General features: G+C 70.2%; 12 protein-coding genes. 9 read left to right on the plus strand and 3 right to left on the minus strand.

Going from position 1 to position 18,319, the window contains the following annotated elements; translation table 11 throughout:
* Positions 1 to 163 precede the first annotated feature (163 nt).
* A complete protein-coding gene (locus tag ACWDEN_RS32800) occupies positions 164 to 1,729 on the plus strand; it encodes a M1 family metallopeptidase (protein ID WP_450861446.1) in 1,566 nt (521 codons plus the stop codon).
* A 160-nt stretch (positions 1,730 to 1,889) separates the two neighbouring features.
* The gene (hflX, locus tag ACWDEN_RS32805; protein ID WP_450861448.1) at positions 1,890 to 3,380 is read left to right on the plus strand and encodes a GTPase HflX; all 1,491 of its coding nucleotides are present in this window, start codon (positions 1,890 to 1,892) and stop codon (positions 3,378 to 3,380) included.
* A 92-nt stretch (positions 3,381 to 3,472) separates the two neighbouring features.
* On the opposite strand, the gene ACWDEN_RS32810 is transcribed toward hflX, so the two are convergent.
* Positions 3,473 to 4,696: a trypsin-like serine peptidase gene (locus ACWDEN_RS32810; protein WP_351612472.1), complete on the minus strand. Its 1,224-nt coding sequence runs from the start codon at positions 4,694 to 4,696 to the stop codon at positions 3,473 to 3,475.
* Positions 4,697 to 5,102: 406 nt separating this feature from the next.
* Between ACWDEN_RS32810 and ACWDEN_RS32815 the strand changes: the two genes are divergently transcribed.
* The 4 genes from ACWDEN_RS32815 to ACWDEN_RS32830 all read left to right on the plus strand — a co-directional run bounded on the left by ACWDEN_RS32815 (position 5,103) and on the right by ACWDEN_RS32830 (position 11,848).
* Positions 5,103 to 6,539 carry a diaminobutyrate--2-oxoglutarate transaminase family protein gene (locus ACWDEN_RS32815; RefSeq protein WP_450861450.1) on the plus strand — a complete coding sequence of 479 codons (1,437 nt, stop codon included), beginning with the start codon at positions 5,103 to 5,105 and terminating at the stop codon, positions 6,537 to 6,539.
* Between the two features lie 281 nt (positions 6,540 to 6,820).
* Positions 6,821 to 8,776, plus strand: coding sequence for an IucA/IucC family protein (locus tag ACWDEN_RS32820; protein ID WP_450861452.1), 1,956 nt, complete (start codon positions 6,821 to 6,823; stop codon positions 8,774 to 8,776).
* 68 nt (positions 8,777 to 8,844) lie between these two features.
* Positions 8,845 to 9,687 carry a GNAT family N-acetyltransferase gene (locus ACWDEN_RS32825; protein ID WP_450861453.1) on the plus strand — a complete coding sequence of 281 codons (843 nt, stop codon included), beginning with the start codon at positions 8,845 to 8,847 and terminating at the stop codon, positions 9,685 to 9,687.
* A 169-nt stretch (positions 9,688 to 9,856) separates the two neighbouring features.
* Positions 9,857 to 11,848 (plus strand): ATP-dependent DNA helicase, encoded by a 1,992-nt coding sequence (locus tag ACWDEN_RS32830; protein ID WP_450861455.1) that lies wholly within the window; start codon positions 9,857 to 9,859, stop codon positions 11,846 to 11,848.
* 153 nt (positions 11,849 to 12,001) lie between these two features.
* Here the strand turns inward: ACWDEN_RS32830 and lexA are convergent, their stop codons facing one another.
* Positions 12,002 to 12,781 carry a transcriptional repressor LexA gene (lexA, locus tag ACWDEN_RS32835; RefSeq protein ID WP_055710152.1) on the minus strand — a complete coding sequence of 260 codons (780 nt, stop codon included), beginning with the start codon at positions 12,779 to 12,781 and terminating at the stop codon, positions 12,002 to 12,004.
* Between the two features lie 565 nt (positions 12,782 to 13,346).
* Between lexA and nrdR the strand changes: the two genes are divergently transcribed.
* Both nrdR and ACWDEN_RS32845 read left to right on the plus strand, forming a co-directional pair.
* Positions 13,347 to 13,898, plus strand: coding sequence for a transcriptional regulator NrdR (gene nrdR, locus ACWDEN_RS32840; protein WP_351612461.1), 552 nt, complete (start codon positions 13,347 to 13,349; stop codon positions 13,896 to 13,898).
* A 164-nt stretch (positions 13,899 to 14,062) separates the two neighbouring features.
* A complete protein-coding gene (locus ACWDEN_RS32845; RefSeq protein WP_450861456.1) occupies positions 14,063 to 16,963 on the plus strand; it encodes a vitamin B12-dependent ribonucleotide reductase in 2,901 nt (966 codons plus the stop codon).
* Positions 16,964 to 17,023: 60 nt separating this feature from the next.
* On the opposite strand, the gene ACWDEN_RS32850 is transcribed toward ACWDEN_RS32845, so the two are convergent.
* Positions 17,024 to 17,554, minus strand: coding sequence for a TerD family protein (locus ACWDEN_RS32850; protein ID WP_351612456.1), 531 nt, complete (start codon positions 17,552 to 17,554; stop codon positions 17,024 to 17,026).
* Between the two features lie 153 nt (positions 17,555 to 17,707).
* On the opposite strand from ACWDEN_RS32850, the gene ACWDEN_RS32855 reads away from it, so the two are divergent.
* Positions 17,708 to 18,313 carry a YdbC family protein gene (locus ACWDEN_RS32855; RefSeq protein ID WP_351612454.1) on the plus strand — a complete coding sequence of 202 codons (606 nt, stop codon included), beginning with the start codon at positions 17,708 to 17,710 and terminating at the stop codon, positions 18,311 to 18,313.
* The last annotated feature ends 6 nt before the right edge of the window (positions 18,314 to 18,319 follow it).

The following is an 18,319-nucleotide window of genomic DNA, read 5'->3' on the forward strand; positions in this document are numbered from 1 at the left end:
GACCGGGGAGCGTAGGACACGACCGGGGAGCGTGGACACAACCGGGAGCGCCGGGCGTTCGACGGGGTGGCTTGGATCAGAAGGCCGTCCGAACCGAACCCGTTCGGGTGGGCCGGGCGCGAGTCGCCGTCGGAGCAAGGGAACGCACTGGTAGCGGTGGTGCATGCTGCTCACCCCCCGCGTCGGCCTCCGCGCCTCCTCCGAGTCCCGGACCCGGTCAAGGACCGAGTCCAGGACGTCCCGGACCCAGCCCCGGGTCTCCCGGCACCGGAAGGCGGCCCTGTTCGCCTCCGCCGTCTCCGTCTGCCTCCTCGCCGCCGCGGCCCCGGCCGAGCCCCTCGGCGTGGGCGACCGGCTCTACCCGTACCTGGGCAACCCGGGCTACGACGTGGCGTCGTACGACGTGTCCTTCACCTACCCCGGCACCAACGACAAGCCGCTCCAGGCCGTCACCACCATCGCCGCCCGGACCACCGCCGACCTGGACCGGATCAACCTCGACTTCGCGCACGGCTCCGTGCAGTCCGTCGAGGTCGACGGGCGGCCCGCGGCCTTCACCGGCGCCGGCGAGGACCTGGTCGTCACGCCGGAACACGGCATCCCGCAGGGCCGCTGGACCCGGATCACCGTGAAGCACACCAGCGATCCCGTCTTCGCCAAGGACCAGGACGGCGGCTGGGTGCGCACCTCCGACGGCCTCGCCATGGCCAACCAGGCCGACGCGGCCCACCTGGTCTTCCCCTGCAACGACCACCCGTCCGACAAGGCGATGTTCACCTTCCACATCACCGCCCCGAACGGCTACACCGTCGTCGCCAACGGTCTGCCCGCCGGTACGAAGCGGGTCGGCCGCAGCACGACCTGGACCTACCGCACCCAGCACCCCATGGCCACCGAACTCGCCCAGGTGTCCATCGGCCGGTCCGCCGTGCTGCACCGCGAGGGACCGCACGGCCTGCCGATGCGTGACGTCGTGCCCCGTGCCGACGCCAAGGCCCTCGAGCCCTGGCTCGCCAGGACGCCCGGCCAGATCGCCTGGATGGAGAGCAAGGTCGGGAAGTTCCCCTTCGAGACGTACGGCGTGCTCATGGCACAGGCCTCCACCGGGTTCGAGCTGGAGACACAGACCCTCTCCCTCTTCGAGAAGAACCTGTTCACCGAGCCCGCCTACCCCAAGTGGTACATCGAGTCGATCATGGTGCACGAGCTGTCCCACCAGTGGTTCGGCGACAGCGTCAGCCCCCGCAGCTGGTCCGACGTCTGGCTGAACGAGGGACACGCCACCTGGTACGAGGCGCTGTACGCCGAGGAGACCGCGCACCGGTCCATGGAGGACCGGATGAAGGCCGCCTACGGCTCGTCCGACCGCTGGCGCGAGTCCGGCGGCCCGCCCGCCCGGCCCAAGCCCCCCGCCCCCGAGCAGAAGATCAGCATCTTCCGGCCCAACGTGTACGACGGCGCCGCGCTCGTCCTCTACGCCCTGCGCCAGAAGATCGGCCGACCGGCCTTCGAGCAGCTGGAGCGGAGCTGGGTCCGCGAACACCGGGACTCCACCGCCTCCACCGCCGACTTCGTCCGGCTGGCCTCGGCGGTCTCCGGCCAGGACCTGAGCGGCTTCCTCACGGCCTGGCTGTACGGCGAGAAGACCCCGCCGATGCCCGGCCACCCCGACTGGAAGCAGCTGGCACCGGACACGTCCGCAGGGCACAAGGCAAAGCGGAGCGCGTGATAACGCGGTGACGACACGGGCCGCCTCGTGCGACCATCATCGGGTCGGCGCGAGCCGGGGCACGGAATTTCCCGAGGTGCCCGGACGTTGACCAGATGCGCGGTCCGGCAGGACCGCCCCACCGACGCCGCAAACGGCATCCCATCGACGTAAGGATCCAATGACCTCCTCTTCTTCCCCTTCCCAGGACGCCAAGCGCCTCGCGTACGCCTATCCCGAGGGTCTTCGGGCCGATGCCCTGATGGAAGAGGACGTCGCCTGGAGCCACGAGATCGACGGCGAACGGGACGGCGACCAGTTCGACCGCTCCGAGCGCGCGGCCCTGCGCCGTGTGGCGGGCCTGTCCACCGAGCTGGAGGACGTCACCGAGGTCGAGTACCGGCAGCTCCGGCTGGAGCGGGTCGTGCTCGTCGGGGTGTGGACCACCGGCACCGCTCAGGACGCCGACAACTCCCTCGCGGAGCTGGCCGCCCTCGCGGAGACCGCGGGCGCGCTCGTTCTCGACGGCGTGATCCAGCGCCGGGACAAGCCCGACGCGGCCACCTACATCGGCTCCGGCAAGGCCCAGGAGCTGCGCGACATCGTCCTCGAAACGGGCGCCGACACGGTCATCTGCGACGGTGAGCTGAGCCCGGGCCAGCTGATCCAGCTGGAGGACGTCGTCAAGGTCAAGGTCATCGACCGTACGGCCCTGATCCTGGACATCTTCGCCCAGCACGCCAAGTCCCGAGAGGGCAAGGCGCAGGTCGCGCTCGCGCAGATGCAGTACATGCTGCCGAGGCTCCGCGGCTGGGGGCAGTCGCTGTCCCGGCAGATGGGTGGCGGTCGCGGCGGCCTCGCCACGCGTGGCCCCGGTGAGACCAAGATCGAGACGGACCGGCGACGGATCCGCGAGAAGATGGCGAAGATGCGCCGGGAGATCGCGGAGATGAAGACCGGCCGCGAGATCAAGCGCCAGGAGCGCCGGCGCAACAAGGTGCCGTCCGTCGCCATCGCGGGCTACACCAACGCCGGCAAGTCCTCCCTGCTCAACCGCCTGACCGGCGCGGGCGTCCTGGTCGAGAACGCCCTGTTCGCGACCCTGGACCCGACCGTCCGCCGGGCGGAGACCCCGAGCGGCCGGCTGTACACGCTGGCGGACACCGTCGGCTTCGTCCGGCACCTGCCGCACCACCTGGTCGAGGCGTTCCGCTCCACCATGGAGGAGGTCGGCGACTCCGACCTGATCCTGCACGTGGTGGACGGCTCGCACCCGAACCCGGAGGAGCAGCTCGCCGCCGTGCGCGAGGTGATCCGGGACGTCGGCGCCACCGACGTGCCCGAGATCGTCGTGATCAACAAGGCGGACGCGACCGACCCGCTGGTCCTCCAGCGGCTGCTCAGGGTCGAGAAGCGCTCCATCGCCGTCTCGGCCCGCACCGGCCGGGGCATCGAGAAGCTGCTCGCCCTGATCGACGACGATCTGCCGCGTCCGTCGGTCGAGATCGAGGCCCTCGTGCCGTACACGCACGGCAAGCTCGTCGCCCGCGCCCACACCGAGGGCGAGGTGATCTCCGAGGAGCACACCGCGGAGGGCACCCTGCTCAAGGTCCGGGTGCACGAGGAACTCGCGGCGGACCTGGCGCCGTACGCACCGGTGTCCGCGGCCTGATCCAAGGCCATGCGAAAGGCCCGCTCCCTTGTCGGGGAGCGGGCCTTTCGCGCCCCTTCAGGGGCGCGGGGCCGCGTCAATATGCGGCTTACTCACTGCCCGGCGAACTTCTTGCTCACCGACTGATACACACCCTTGGCCACGTCACCGAACCGCGGCCCGGCGAGCCAGCCCGAGGTCACCGGACCGATCGACGTGTTCGACACCAGCGCCGGCTTGCCGTCGGAACCGGTCTCCACCCAGCCCCCTCCGGAGGAACCCGCGGTCATCGTGCAGCCGATCCGGTACATCGTCGGGGCCGACTGCTCGATGGACAGCCGACCCGGCTTGTCCTTGCACTGGTAGAGCAGCTGACCGTCGAACGGAGCCGCCTCCGGGTAGCCGGACGCCGTGATGCTGCTGACCTTCGGCACCGCCGGAGCGTTGAAGTTCACCGGCAGCGCCCCGCCGACGGTCTCCTCCAGCGACTTGCCGCCGTTGCCCTGCTCCGGCGTCACATGGATCACCGCGAAGTCGTACGGGGCACCGTTGCCGCCGGTCTCGCCGCCCTGGTCGATCCACTGCTGCGAGGTCCGCGCCGCGTCGGCCCACCAGACGCCGAACGGGGCGATCTCGGACCGGCTGGCGTTCTGCAGCTGGGCCACCGACTTGCCGGAGTTGTTGTACGACGGCACGAAGGCCATGTTGCGGTACCAGCCGCCCTTCTTGCCGGCGTGCACACAGTGACCCGCCGTCCACACCAGGTTGGACTTGCCCGGGTGCGCGGGGTCCTCCACGACCGTGCCCGAGCACACCATGTGGCCCTCGGGGGAGTCGAAGAACACCTTGCCCGAGGTGGCCGCGTCGGTGTGGTACGGCGGCGCGACCGCCTGGGCCTTCACCGGCTGCGGGGTCGGGTCCGTCACGCCCTGGTCACCGGAGATGTCGTTGTCGTTGACACCCTTGTTCGGGTCGTTGGCGTGGCGCATCCGGCTCGGATCCCACAGGCCCTTGATGATCGGGTTGATGAAGTCGTTGGCCTCGCGCAGCCAGTCCTGCTTGTTCCAGTTCTCCCAGGCGCCGTTCTTCCACTTGTCGATGTCGATCCCGTGCTCCTTGAGCTTCTGCTTGAGGTCGTCCGGGATCCTGATCTTTCCGTCGCCGCTGCCGGCCGCGGTCGCGGAGGCGGTCGGCTGGCCGTCGGCCTTGTCGCCGCCGTTGCAGGCGGTGGCGGTCAGTGCCAGGGCCGAGGCGAGGGCGACGGCCGCCAGTGCGGAGGAGGTGCGGCGGGGGCCCCTCCCTCGCCGAACGATGGACGACGGCCGTATGGATCGCATGGTGTGACTCCCCCTGCTGTGAAGGTACTCGGCGCTTCGGCCGTGCCACCGGCCGTGAACTCATGAGGAGTTCACGCCGGTCTCACGACCGTCTAGGAACGGCATCACACACTATGCGCTCGCTGTGGGGGACTTCCGACGGAACGGCAACGGTTCGGCTACAAGCCGTCTGACCAGGCCAGTCATCCCCAGATTGCCCGATTTGACGTCCACTCACCGAGACGGCTCCCCGGTGTGCCGCGCATGCTGTCGTCCCGTCGTCACAAATGATCTCGCGTAAACCCGTAACCCACCGGACGGTCCACGGTTGTAGCGGTGGGGGGCCAGCTGCCTGTATCCGGTCCCCGCGGATCAACTCGCCTCTGGACAGCGGGGAGGACAGCGAGCCGTGGCCGTTACGGAGTCGATGGCTGGAGGCAGGCACGGGGAAGCGCGTGCGGTGCACGAGGGGATCCTCAGACGCCAGTCGGCGCGTGAGTCCTCCGCCCGCACCTATGCCCGGGCCCTGCCCATCGTCCCGGTCCGGGCACGAGGGCTCACCATCGAGGGCGCCGACGGCCGCCGCTACCTGGACTGTCTCTCCGGCGCCGGCACACTCGCCCTCGGGCACAACCATCCGGTCGTCCTGGAAGCCATCCGCAGGGTCCTCGACTCCGGCGCTCCCCTCTCCGTCCTCGACCTGGCGACCCCCGTGAAGGACGCCTTCATCACCGAACTGTTCCGCACCCTCCCGCCCGGACTCGCCGACCGCGCCCGCGTCCAGTTCTGCGGCCCGGCCGGTACCGACGCCGTCGAAGCCGCCCTCAAACTGGTCCGGGCCGCGACCGGCCGCACCGGCATCCTCGCCTTCACCGGCGCCTACCACGGCATGACAGCCGGCGCCCTGGCCGCCTCCGGCGGAGCCCATGACGTCCAGGTCACCCGCCTGCCCTATCCGCAGGACTACCGCTGCCCCTTCGGCGTGGGCGGACCCCGTGGCGCCGAACTCGCCGCCCGCTGGACCGAGTCCCTCCTCGACGATCCCAAGTCGGGCGTGCCCCTGCCCGCCGGGATGATCCTGGAACCCGTCCAGGGCGAGGGCGGGGTGATTCCCGGCCCGGACGACTGGCTGCGCCGTATGCGCCGGCTCACGGCGGACCGGTCCATCCCGCTGATCGCCGACGAGATCCAGACCGGAGTGGGCAGGACGGGCACCTTCTGGGCCGTCGACCACAGTGGCGTCACCCCCGACGTCATGGTCCTGTCCAAGGCCATCGGCGGCAGCCTCCCGCTGGCCGTGATCGTCTACCGCGAGGATCTCGACGTCTGGCAGCCCGGAGCCCACGCCGGAACCTTCCGGGGCAACCAACTCGCCATGGCCGCGGGCACCGCGACCCTCACCCACGTCCGGGAGAACGGCCTCGCCGAACGAGCGGCCGACCTCGGCGCCCGCATGCTGAGCCAACTCGGTGAACTTGTCGACCAGTTCGCGTGTGTGGGCGAGGTACGGGGGCGCGGACTGATGATCGGGGTCGAGCTGGTGGACCCGGCGGGCCCGGGACCCCAGCCCCTCGACCACCACGCCGCGGCCACGGATCCGGAGGCCACCCCCGCCCCGCACCCGGCCGCGCCCGAACTCGCCGTGGCCGTACAGCGGGAGTGCCTCGAACGCGGCCTGATCGTCGAACTCGGCGGCCGCCACTCGGCCGTGGTCCGGCTGCTGCCCCCGCTCACGATCAGCGACGAGCAGGCGGCGGCCGTTCTGGACCGCCTGTCGGACGCGGTGGCCGCGGTCGCCCGCGGTCACGAAGAGCACGGCGCACACCACGACAGACACCACGGACCCGGCCGCCGCACGGGCTGAGGCCCGCACCCCCACCGCCCGGCCCTCGAAGCCGGAATCAGCCTTTGCACCACTGCCGTTCGCCATCCCACTGCACCCCGCTCCAAGGACGTCAGGCCGAAACGGCCTCCCATGACACACCCACAGCCCTCTCGCCCGAGCCCGCTCTCCCCGCCGCCCCGGCCCTTCGGCCCGGCCAGGCCAACCGCCGACGCCGCCGAGGCGACCATCGGCCACGAAGGAACGGCGCCCGAGCGACGGCACGAGCCCAGCACCACCCCAGCCGGCCACGAGGAGCCGTCATGAACGCCACTCCCCCTCCCGACGGCAGCTCCGGCGCTCCCGACGAGCAGGGAGACTCCGCCACCCCGGCCTCTGCCGTGCCGCTGGCCGAGTCCGTTCCCCCGCAGAAGAGGCGCACCGCGGATCTCACCCGGGTGACCGAGCCCGGCGCCGACCTGCTGGAACATCCCGACCCGCACATCGCGGCCCAGGCCGCCGCCGTGGAGAACCTGCTGCGCTGCTGGGCACGCGAGACCAACCTCGCCGCCCCCACCGGTGGCACCCTCCGCCTCCCGCTTCCGGCCAGCGGCACCTCCCTGCTCGTGCCCGTCCGCTACTGGTCACCGACCGGCGCACACCGCTTCGGTCCACCACGCCTGACCAGCGCATCCGACGCCGCCCCGGCCGTCGACGCCGTCACCTTGGCGGCGCTGCTCGCCCGGGAGTCACCCGGTGACACCGGCAGCACCTCCCGCGCCCAGACCTGCAGCGCAGCCGACCCGCACGGCGCAGGCGATCTCGTGGCCAGGGTGGCCGACTCCCTCCGCCGCACCGCGACCTTCATCCGCGACCGGCGCGAGCACCCCACCGACACCCCCGACCTCTTCCTCTCCGCCGAGCAGGCCCTCCTCCTCGGCCATCCCCTGCACCCGACCCCCAAAAGCCGGGAAGGCCTGACCGAGGCAGAAGCCCGCCTCTACTCACCGGAGTTGCGCGGATCCTTCCCCCTGCACTGGATGGCTGTCGCCCCCTCTCTCCTGGCCACCGACTCGGCCTGGACCGAGCGCGGTCGTCCCGTTCCCGCCGACCACCTCACCCGACGCCTCGCCGAAACCGACCTCCCCGTGCCCGACGGGCATGCCGCCCTCCCCCTGCACCCGTGGCAGGCCCGCGAACTGGGCCATCGCGAACCCGTCGCCGCCCTGCTCGACTCCGGTCTCCTCCGGGACCTCGGTCCCCTCGGCACCGGCTGGCATCCCACCTCCTCCGTGCGCACGGTCCACCGATCCGGGGCCCCCGCGATGCTCAAACTGTCGCTGGGCCTGCGCATCACCAACTCCCGCCGGGAGAACCTGCGCAAGGAACTCCGTCGAGGAGTCGAGGTGCACCGGTTGCTGCGCACCGGGCTGTCCAGGCAATGGCAGGCCGTACACCCCTGCTTCGACATCGTCCGCGACCCGGCCTGGCTCGCCGTCGACGACCCGGACGGCCGGCCCGTGCCCGGACTCGACGTGGTGATCAGGCACAACCCGTTCGGTCCGGCCGACGACGCCGGCTGTGTCGCCGGACTCGTCTCGCCCCGGCCCGCTCCCGAACCCGGCGGCGACTCCTCGGTCCAGCAGGCGGCCTGGCCCATGCGCTCCCGGCTGGCCGAGCTCGTGGCGAGGCTCGCCGCACGCACCGGGCGGCCCGTCGGAGCCGTTGCCGCGGAGTGGTTCCTGCGCTACCTGGAGCAGGTCGTCCGCCCCGTGCTCTGGCTGGACAGCGAGGCCGGCATCGCCCTCGAAGCACACCAGCAGAACACCCTGCTGCTGCTCGACGGCCATGGCTGGCCCGCCGGCGGCTACTACCGCGACAACCAGGGCTACTACTTCCGCGAGTCCCGGCGGGCCGAACTGGACGCCCGGCTGCCCGGTATCGGCGAGCGCACCGACACCTTCGTCTCCGACGAGGTCGCCGACGAACGCTTCGCCTACTACCTCGCCATCAACAACGTACTGGGCCTGATCGGTGCGTTCGGCTCGCAAGGCCTGGCCGACGAACGACTCCTCCTCGCGGCCTTCCGCCGCTTTCTGACCGATGCCGCCGCAGGACCCGACGCCCTGCGCACCGCCCTGCCCCGCCACCTGCTCGACTCACCCGTGCTGCGCTGCAAGGCCAACCTGCTGACCCGGCTGCACGGCCTCGACGAACTCGTCGGCCCGGTCGACACCCAGTCCGTCTACGTCACCATCGCCAACCCCCTTCATTCCTGAACGCATCGCACCTTCGCCCCGCACTTCCGAGGACCATGACCCACCCCGTCTCCTGAGAGGAGCGCACCATGCCTCCCACCGACGCGAACACCGGCCCCGGCCCCGGCCCTGCGCATCCGGGCGCCCCCGCCGATCCGGGCGCCCCCGCCCACGTGGGGGCGCCCCCGCGCGAGCGAAGCCGGGCGTGGGGGAGCACCCTTGGCCCCCGAGCGGACGGCATGGGTACCCGTGGGGCCCCGTTCACCGGGTTCGCCATCGAGGACGACGAGGGGGACTGCGAGGACACGCTGGACCTGCATCTGCCCGCCGAGTACCTCGCGCTCTTCGCCGCAGGCACCTCCTGCCTCCTGGACCAACTTCACACCTGGGGCCCCCTGGTCACTCGTTTCGGCTCCTTCCAACTGGCTCCTGTCCGCCTCGATGAAGACCTGCCGCTCATCCATCGCTGGATGAACGACCCTTGCGTCGCGGAGTACTGGGAGCTGGCCGGGCCCCGGAACCGGACGGAGGACCACCTGCGCGCCCAACTGGCCGGCGACGGACGCAGCATGCCGTGCCTCGGCGTACTGGACGGCACACCGATGAGCTACTGGGAGATCTACCGGGCGGACCTGGATCCACTGGCCCGCCACTACCCGGCCCGTCCCCATGACACCGGGATCCACCTGCTCGTCGGCGCGGCGGGGGATCGAGGGCGGGGGATGGGATCCGCCCTGCTCCGAGCCGTAGCCGACCTGATCCTCGACCGGCGCCCCGCGTGCGCACGGGTCGTAGCGGAACCCGATCTTCGCAACACCCCCTCCGTCGCGGCGTTCCTGAGCGCCGGCTTCCGGTACGCGGACGAGGTCGACCTGCCCGGCAAGCGGGCCGCCCTCATGATCCGGGACCGAGTCCTGCGCGATGTGATGTAGCGCCGTGTGACTGCGCGTTCACATGTAGTACGAAGCGCGGGGCGGCGGAGTTCCCGCGTTCCGAGAAATTTCCGAAGCCCATTTCCCTCAGGAGCCAGGCCGTGATCCCGCCCTCCCTCACCCGCTTGACCGCACCTTTGTCGGTGCCGGGCCGTAGGGTGGTCGGGCTATGACGAAGCCCTCCCTCCCCGAACTCCTGCATGCCGCCGTCACAGCCGTCGGCGGCACGGAGCGCCCCGGCCAGGTGACCATGGCCGAAGCGGTCGCCGAGGCGATCGACGACGGATCCCACCTGCTGGTCCAGGCCGGCACCGGCACCGGAAAGTCGCTCGGCTATCTCGTGCCCGCGCTCGCGCACGGGGAAAGAGTGGTCGTCGCGACGGCCACGCTCGCACTCCAGCGCCAGCTCGTGGAGCGCGACCTGCCGCGCACGGTGGAGGCCCTGCACCCGCTGCTGCGCCGCCGCCCGGAGTTCGCGATGCTCAAGGGCCGGTCGAACTATCTCTGCCTGCACCGCCTGCACGAGGGCATGCCGCAGGACGAGGAAGACGGACTCTTCGACCAGTTCGAGGCCGCCGCGCCCACCAGCAAGCTGGGCCAGGACCTCCTGCGGCTGCGGGACTGGTCGGACGAGACGGAGACCGGCGACCGGGACGACCTCACTCCGGGCGTGTCGGACCGCGCCTGGGCGCAGGTGTCGGTGTCGTCGCGGGAGTGCCTGGGCGCGTCGAAGTGCGCGTACGGCGCGGAGTGCTTCGCGGAGACGGCCCGCGAGCGTGCCAAGCTCGCCGAGGTCGTGGTCACGAACCACGCGCTGCTCGCCATCGACGCCATCGAGGGTGCGCCGGTGCTGCCGCAGCACGAGGTGCTGATCGTGGACGAGGCTCACGAGCTCGTCTCCCGGGTCACCGGCGTCGCGACCGGCGAGCTCACGCCCGGCCAGGTCAACCGTGCGGTGCGCCGGGCCGCCAAGCTGGTGAACGAGAAGGCCGCCGATCAGCTCCAGACCGCCGCCGAGGGCTTCGAGCGGCTGATGGAGCTGGCCCTGCCGGGCCGTCTGGAGGAGATCCCGGAAGACCTCGGCTACGCGCTGATGGCGCTGCGGGACGCGGCCCGCACGGTCATCTCCGCCATCGGTGCCACACGTGACAAGTCGGTGCAGGACGAGGACGCGGTCCGCAAACAGGCGCTGGCCTCGGTGGAGACGGTGCACGACGTGGCGGAGCGAGTCCTGAACGGCTCGGAATGGGATGTCGTCTGGTTCGAGCGGCACGACCGCTTCGGCGCGTCCCTGCGGGTCGCTCCCATGTCGGTCTCGGGCCTGCTCAGGGAGAAGCTCTTCGCCGACCGCGCCGTCGTCCTCACCTCCGCGACCCTCAAGCTGGGCGGCGACTTCAACGGCGTCGGTGCGTCCCTGGGCCTGGGCCCGGAGGGTGCCGCGGGCGAGGACCTGCCGAAGTGGAAGGGCGTCGATGTCGGTTCGCCCTTCGACTACCCCAGGCAGGGCATCCTCTATGTCGCCAAGCACCTCTCGCGCCCCGCGCGTGACGGTGAGCGTTCCGACATGCTCGACGAGCTGACGGAACTCATCCAGGCGGCCGGCGGTCGCACCCTCGGGCTGTTCTCGTCCATGCGGGCCGCGCAGCTCGCGGCGGAGGAGCTGCGCTCCCGGATTCCCGGGTTCCCGATCCTCCTCCAGGGCGAGGAGACGCTCGGCGAGCTGATCAAGAACTTCGCGGCCGACCCGAAGACCTGCCTGTTCGGCACCCTGTCCCTGTGGCAGGGCGTCGACGTCCCCGGCCCGAGCTGTCAGCTGGTCGTCATGGACAAGATCCCGTTCCCTCGCCCCGACGATCCGCTGATGAGTGCCCGGCAGAAGGCGGTGGAGGACGCGGGCGGCAACGGCTTCATGGCGGTGGCCGCCACCCATGCGGCCCTGCTCATGGCCCAGGGCGCCGGCCGGCTCGTCCGCGCGTCGGGAGACCGGGGCGTGGTCGCCGTACTGGACCAGCGACTGGCCACCGCGAGGTACGGCGGCTATCTCAAGGCGTCACTGCCCGACTTCTGGTACACCACGGACCGTAACCAGGTGCGCAAGTCGCTCGCGGCGATCGACGCGGCGGCGAAGGCGGCGGAAGCGCAGCAGGCCGAGGCGAAGTGATCGCGGGGTAGCCTGACCGGCCGCCGGTCAGGCTACCCCGCATGCGAAAGCAGAGAGCAGCCCCCTGGACACAGCAGGACCCCGGAACCGGCGCAGGGGTTCCGGGGCCCGGTCAGGGGGCGAGCCGGCCGTACGGCCCGCTCGCCGCAGGCGTCACACGCGCCGCAGCACCGCGACGACCTTGCCCAGGATGGTCGCGTCGTCGCCGGGGATCGGCTCGTAGGCCGCGTTGTGCGGGAGGAGCCAGACATGGCCGTCCTCGCGCTTGAAGCGCTTGACGGTGGCTTCGCCATCGAGCATCGCCGCCACGATGTCGCCGTTCTCGGCGACGGGCTGCCGGCGGACGGTGACCCAGTCGCCGTCGCAGATGGCTGCCTCGATCATGGAGTCGCCGACGACCTTGAGGACGAACAGTTCACCGTCGCCGACGAGCTGGCGGGGGAGAGGGAAGACGTCCTCGACGGACTCCTCCGCGAGGATGGGGCCACCGGCGGCGATGCGGCCGACCAGCGGGACGTACGACGCGGCGGGCTTGCCGGCGGTGTCCGTGGGCTGCACGGTCACGGCCTGGTCCGAGCCCCGGACCTCGTAGGCGCGCGGGCGGTGCGGGTCGCGGCGCAGGAAGCCCTTGCGCTCCAGCGCCATCAGCTGATGCGCGACCGAAGAGGTGCTCGAGAGGCCGACGGCCTGGCCGATCTCCCGCATCGACGGCGGGTAACCGCGCCGCTGCACGGAGTCCCGGATGACTTCGATCACTCGGCGCTGGCGGTCGGTCAGTCCCGAGCTGTCCGCCCGGATGCCTGGAGGTCGGCCCGGCAGGGAGCGCTTGTGTCCCTCGGGATTCGTGGCTTCGTTCATCACGTGTACCGGCTCGACTCGTCCCTGGGAGCGGTCCTGGGCGGTGATGGTGGCACTGTCTGCGGTGGTGGTCACGTCGGCCCCTCTCGATGGTCTCCCTGCTGGACAACGGTAGTTGCTTTCGAAAGGTTGCGCCAAACACACGTTCGAGTGAAAAAGTGCGATTCACCTGACGCGATCACGTGTCTGGGTGTATTGCTGACGCGCCACCTGGCGGGCAAAAGCGCCCATTGTTGTACTCTTCCCCGCCGGGGTCGCCGACCTTGTGGGCCGCCGCCCCAGTCTGCCATCCGGAACCTGCTCGTCCGGGTTCCGGGGCCCTTCTGTGCCGGAGTCCCACGCGTCCTCCGTGCGGCGCCCACGGTATCTCCGTAAGTCGCACAGCGATACGCCTCTGCGCCCGCGTGTCTCCGCAGGCCCTCGGTGTCCCGGGCGTCCGCTTTCGTTCCTCGCGACACGCGAGTTGGCCTTGATGTATGAGCCAATCCCCACATCTAGTGGTTGGATGGCTACACCGGCCCAGAAGTTGTGGTCCCCCCGGTCTGAGGCGGCTCTGCGATCGCCTATGCTTAGGGCTGCTTCACGGGGCCCCTGTGGCCCGATGAGGTTTTTGAGTCTGCTGTGAGGAGGGTTGGAGATCATGCACTGCCCCTTCTGCAGGCACCCCGACAGCCGCGTGGTCGACAGTCGTACGACCGACGACGGCACGTCGATCCGCAGGCGCCGCCAGTGCCCCGACTGCTCCCGTCGTTTCACGACCGTGGAGACCTGCTCACTCATGGTGATCAAGCGGTCCGGGGTCACCGAGCCTTTCAGTCGTACCAAGGTCATCAACGGCGTGCGCAAGGCATGCCAGGGACGGCCTGTCACCGAGGACGCACTCGCCCAGCTCGGCCAGCGGGTCGAGGAGGCGGTGCGGGCCACCGGAAGCGCCGAGCTGACCACCCACGACGTCGGGCTGGCCATACTCGGCCCGTTGCAGGAGCTCGACCTCGTCGCCTATCTGCGATTCGCCTCCGTCTACCGGGCGTTCGACTCGCTCGAGGACTTCGAGGCCGCCATCGCGGAGCTGAGGGAGACGACGCGAGGCCCCGCCGCGGACGAGGAAGACGCGGGAGCGGGGGGCCAGGAAGACGAACGCGGGCCCGGCGGGACCACTGAGGTCCCCGTGCCCGCCCACGCCGCCGACTGACCGGCGGGCCGGAATCCGGAGGAGAGACGGGTTCCGGCCGGAAGGCGGCGACCGAAGACCTGTTGCGGGTGGCAGCTGAGGGTGCCCGCAACACAAGACAGAACACCGTGCCACGGGAACAAACGGGGCACTTCAGGGCGTTTTTGCCCGTACAGGGAGGCGGCATGACAGAGACGGCGAGCGGTCCGGCACGAGGTTCCCGAGCCAAGGGCGCCAAGGCCACCAAGGGGCTGCGTATCGAGCGCATCCACACCACCCCCGGCGTGCACCCGTACGACGAGGTGTCGTGGGAGCGCCGTGACGTCGTCATGACCAACTGGCGCGACGGCTCGGTCAATTTCGAGCAGCGTGGCGTCGAGTTCCCCGACTTCTGGTCGGTGAACGCGGTCAACATCGTCACCAGCAAGTACTTCCGAGGTGCCGTCGGCACCCCGCAGCGCGAGACCAGCCTCAAGCAGCTGATCGACCGCATCGTGAAGACGTACCGGAAGGCCGGCGAGGACCACAGGTACTTCGCCTCGCCCGCCGACGCCGAGATCTTCGAGCACGAGCTGGCCTACGCCCTCCTGCACCAGATCTTCAGCTTCAACAGCCCCGTCTGGTTCAACGTGGGCACCCCGCAGCCCCAGCAGGTCTCCGCCTGCTTCATCCTGTCCGTCGACGACTCCATGGAGTCGATCCTCGACTGGTACAAGGAAGAGGGCATGATCTTCAAGGGCGGCTCCGGTGCCGGCCTGAACCTCTCCCGCATCCGCTCCTCCAAGGAGCTGCTGTCCTCCGGCGGCAACGCCTCCGGTCCGGTCTCCTTCATGCGCGGCGCCGACGCCTCCGCCGGCACCATCAAGTCCGGCGGTGCCACCCGCCGCGCCGCCAAGATGGTCGTGCTCGACGTCGACCACCCCGACATCGAGGACTTCATCGAGACCAAGGTCAAGGAGGAGGAGAAGATCCGCGTCCTGCGCGACGCGGGCTACGACATGGACCTGGGCGGCGAGGACATCACCTCCGTCCAGTACCAGAACGCCAACAACTCGGTCCGTGTGAACGACGAGTTCATGAAGGCGGTCGAGGAGGGCGACAGGTTCGGCCTGCGCGCCCGCATGACCGGTGAGGTCATCGAGGAGGTCGACGCCAAGGCGCTGTTCCGCAAGATCGCCGAGGCCGCGTGGGCCTGCGCCGACCCGGGCATCCAGTACGACGACACCATCAACAACTGGCACACCTGCCCCGAGTCCGGCCGGATCACCGCGTCGAACCCGTGCAGCGAGTACATGCACCTGGACAACACGTCCTGCAACCTGGCCTCGCTGAACCTGATGAAGTTCCTGAAGGACGACGGCAAGGGCAGCCAGTCCTTCGAGACCGAGCGCTTCCAGAAGGTCGTCGAGCTGGTCATCACCGCGATGGACATCTCGATCTGCTTCGCGGACTTCCCGACCCAGAAGATCGGCGAGAACACGCGCGCGTTCCGCCAGCTCGGCATCGGCTACGCCAACCTCGGCGCCCTGCTGATGGCCACCGGCCACGCCTACGACTCCGACGGCGGCCGCGCCCTCGCCGGTGCCATCACCTCCCTGATGACGGGTACCGCCTACCGCCGCTCCGCCGAGCTGGCCGCGGTCGTCGGCACGTACGACGGCTACGCCCGCAACGCCGACGCCCACCAGCGCGTCATGAAGCAGCACGCCGACGCCAACGGCGCGGCCGTCCGCATGGACGACCTGGACACCCCGGTGTGGGCCGCCGCCACGGAGGCCTGGCAGGACGTCGTCCGTCTCGGTGAGAAGAACGGTTTCCGTAACTCCCAGGCATCCGTTCTCGCCCCGACCGGCACCATCGGCCTCGCGATGTCCTGCGACACCACCGGCGTCGAGCCCGACCTGGCTCTGGTGAAGTTCAAGAAGCTGGTCGGCGGCGGCTCGATGCAGATCGTCAACGGCACCGTCCCGCAGGCCCTGCGCCGCCTGGGCTACCAGGAGGAGCAGATCGAGGCGATCGTCGCCCACATCGCCGAGCACGGCAACGTGATCGACGCCCCCGGCCTGAAGCACGAGCACTACGAGGTGTTCGACTGCGCCATGGGCGAGCGCGCCATCTCCCCGATGGGCCACGTCCGCATGATGGCCGCGATCCAGCCGTGGATCTCCGGCGCCATCTCCAAGACGGTCAACATGCCGGAGACGGCCACCGTCGAGGAGGTCGAGGAGATCTACTTCGAGGCCTGGAAGCTGGGCGTCAAGGCGCTCGCGATCTACCGCGACAACTGCAAGGTCGGCCAGCCGCTCTCCGCCAAGACCAAGGAGAAGGAGAAGGCCGAGGTCACGGAGAAGGCCGAGGCCACCATCCGTGAGACGGTCGAGAAGGTCATCGAGTACCGTCCCGTCCGCAAGCGCCTCCCCAAGGGCCGCCCGGGGATCACCACGTCCTTCACGGTCGGTGGCGCCGAGGGCTACATGACCGCCAACTCCTACCCGGACGACGGTCTCGGCGAGGTGTTCCTGAAGATGTCCAAGCAGGGCTCGACCCTCGCGGGCATGATGGACGCCTTCTCCATCGCGGTCTCCGTCGGCCTCCAGTACGGCGTGCCGCTGGAGACGTACGTCTCGAAGTTCACCAACATGCGCTTCGAGCCGGCCGGCATGACCGACGACCCGGACGTGCGGATGGCGCAGTCGATCGTCGACTACATCTTCCGCCGCCTGGCGCTGGACTTCCTGCCCTTCGAGACCCGCTCCGCGCTCGGCATCCACTCCGCCGAGGAGCGTCAGCGGCACCTGGAGACCGGTTCCTACGAGCAGTCCATGGACGACGACGAGGTCGACGTCGAGGGCCTCGCCCAGTCCGCGCCGCGGGCGCAGGAGCTGAAGGCGGTCGCCACGCCGAAGGCCGAGTCCGAGGCGGCCAAGCCCGCCCCGAAGCAGGCCCACACCAGCGCCGAGCTGGTGGAGATGCAGCTGGGCATCCAGGCCGACGCCCCGCTGTGCTTCTCCTGCGGCACGAAGATGCAGCGGGCCGGGTCCTGCTACATCTGCGAGGGCTGCGGCTCGACCAGCGGCTGCAGCTGACGACGCGCGGTTCCTGAAGTGAGGTAAGGGGCGCCGGCCATGGGCCGGCGCCCCTTACCGCTATCGGGCTCTGCCCATGACCCGGGTGAAGGTCGCCGGGTCCTCCTCGAAGCCGTGCACGCCGGGACGGAAGATCCACTCCCCGTCGGCGTCACGGACGAATTCCGCGATGGTGGCCGCCGTCGCCCCGAGGACCGAGGCGAAGTCGTCCTGGGCGAGCACGGTGTAGCGGTCCTCCCGGATGCGCATGGCCGGATTCAGCACGCCCGCGAAGGTCCTGTGGCCGGACCGCTGTTGGATGACGACACCGACCACCACGCGCGCGTACCGGGCGTCGAGCCGGTCCAGCTCCAGCGTCATGACCTCGTCCCAGCCGAAGCCCCTGCCGTCGGTGCTGTCCCGGTTGAGGAAGATCGTGCCGTCCGGTGAACGGCTGTCGAAGTGCACCAGATAGGCCGGGGTCCCGTACGGGTCGCCCGACAGGAACGTCGCGGCGACGAGGTCGAGATCGGTGGGAGGCCGGCCCGCAGGACTGGGGTCCCACTTGAGCCCGACCTCGACCTTGGTGATTCCCTTGCTGAAGCCGGTCAACAGGCTTCCCCTTCCCCCGGGTGGTTGCCTCACTCCCCAACTCGGGTGCAGTCAGGGCTCCTTGTCCATCGTGCCACGCGCGCGGGGCGCGTGCGCGGGCGATCTCCGCCGGAGCGTGACCGACGCCACGTCCCGTGGCCTTACGATGGCGCGGTGCTGGTCAAGTGGATTCGCTGCACCGTGGTGGACCGCCGCGGTTTCGAGCGGGGGCAGCGGAAATGGGCGGGGCTTCCGGGGGAGCCGGGTTTCCGGGGGCAGGGTGGAGGCTGGAGCCGGCAGCGGCCGGGAGTGGCGCACATCTTCGCCTTCTGGGAGAGCCGTGCCTTCTACGACTCCTTCATGGCCCGCTCGCACGACCGCCTGGCGGCCACCCAGTCCGGCACGTTCAAGGACGCGCAGGTCAAGCTGTTCGAGTACCGCTTCGATGTGAAGACGGGCTTCGAGCCGCGGTTCACCGACTCCGACCTGATCCGGGTGGCCCTGTGCCGGGTCCACGAGGAGCGTGTCGAGCACTTCACGCTCATGCAGGAGAAGGTCTGGAACCCGGCGATGGCCGGTTCGCCCGGCATGATCCGCGGGATGTTCGCCGAGGCGCCCGGGCATGAGTTCCTGGTCCTGTCGATGTGGCGGGCGGCGGCCGAGCACGGCAAGTACCGCACCGAGCGCGTGGAACGCCTCGCGCTGCGTGCCCAGACCGAGGCCGACGTGGCGGCGCTCTCCGGTGACATCGTGGAGCTGGAGCCGTCCTGGACGGTCTGAGACCAC

The sequence above is a fragment of the Streptomyces sp. NPDC001153 genome (assembly GCF_053598315.1).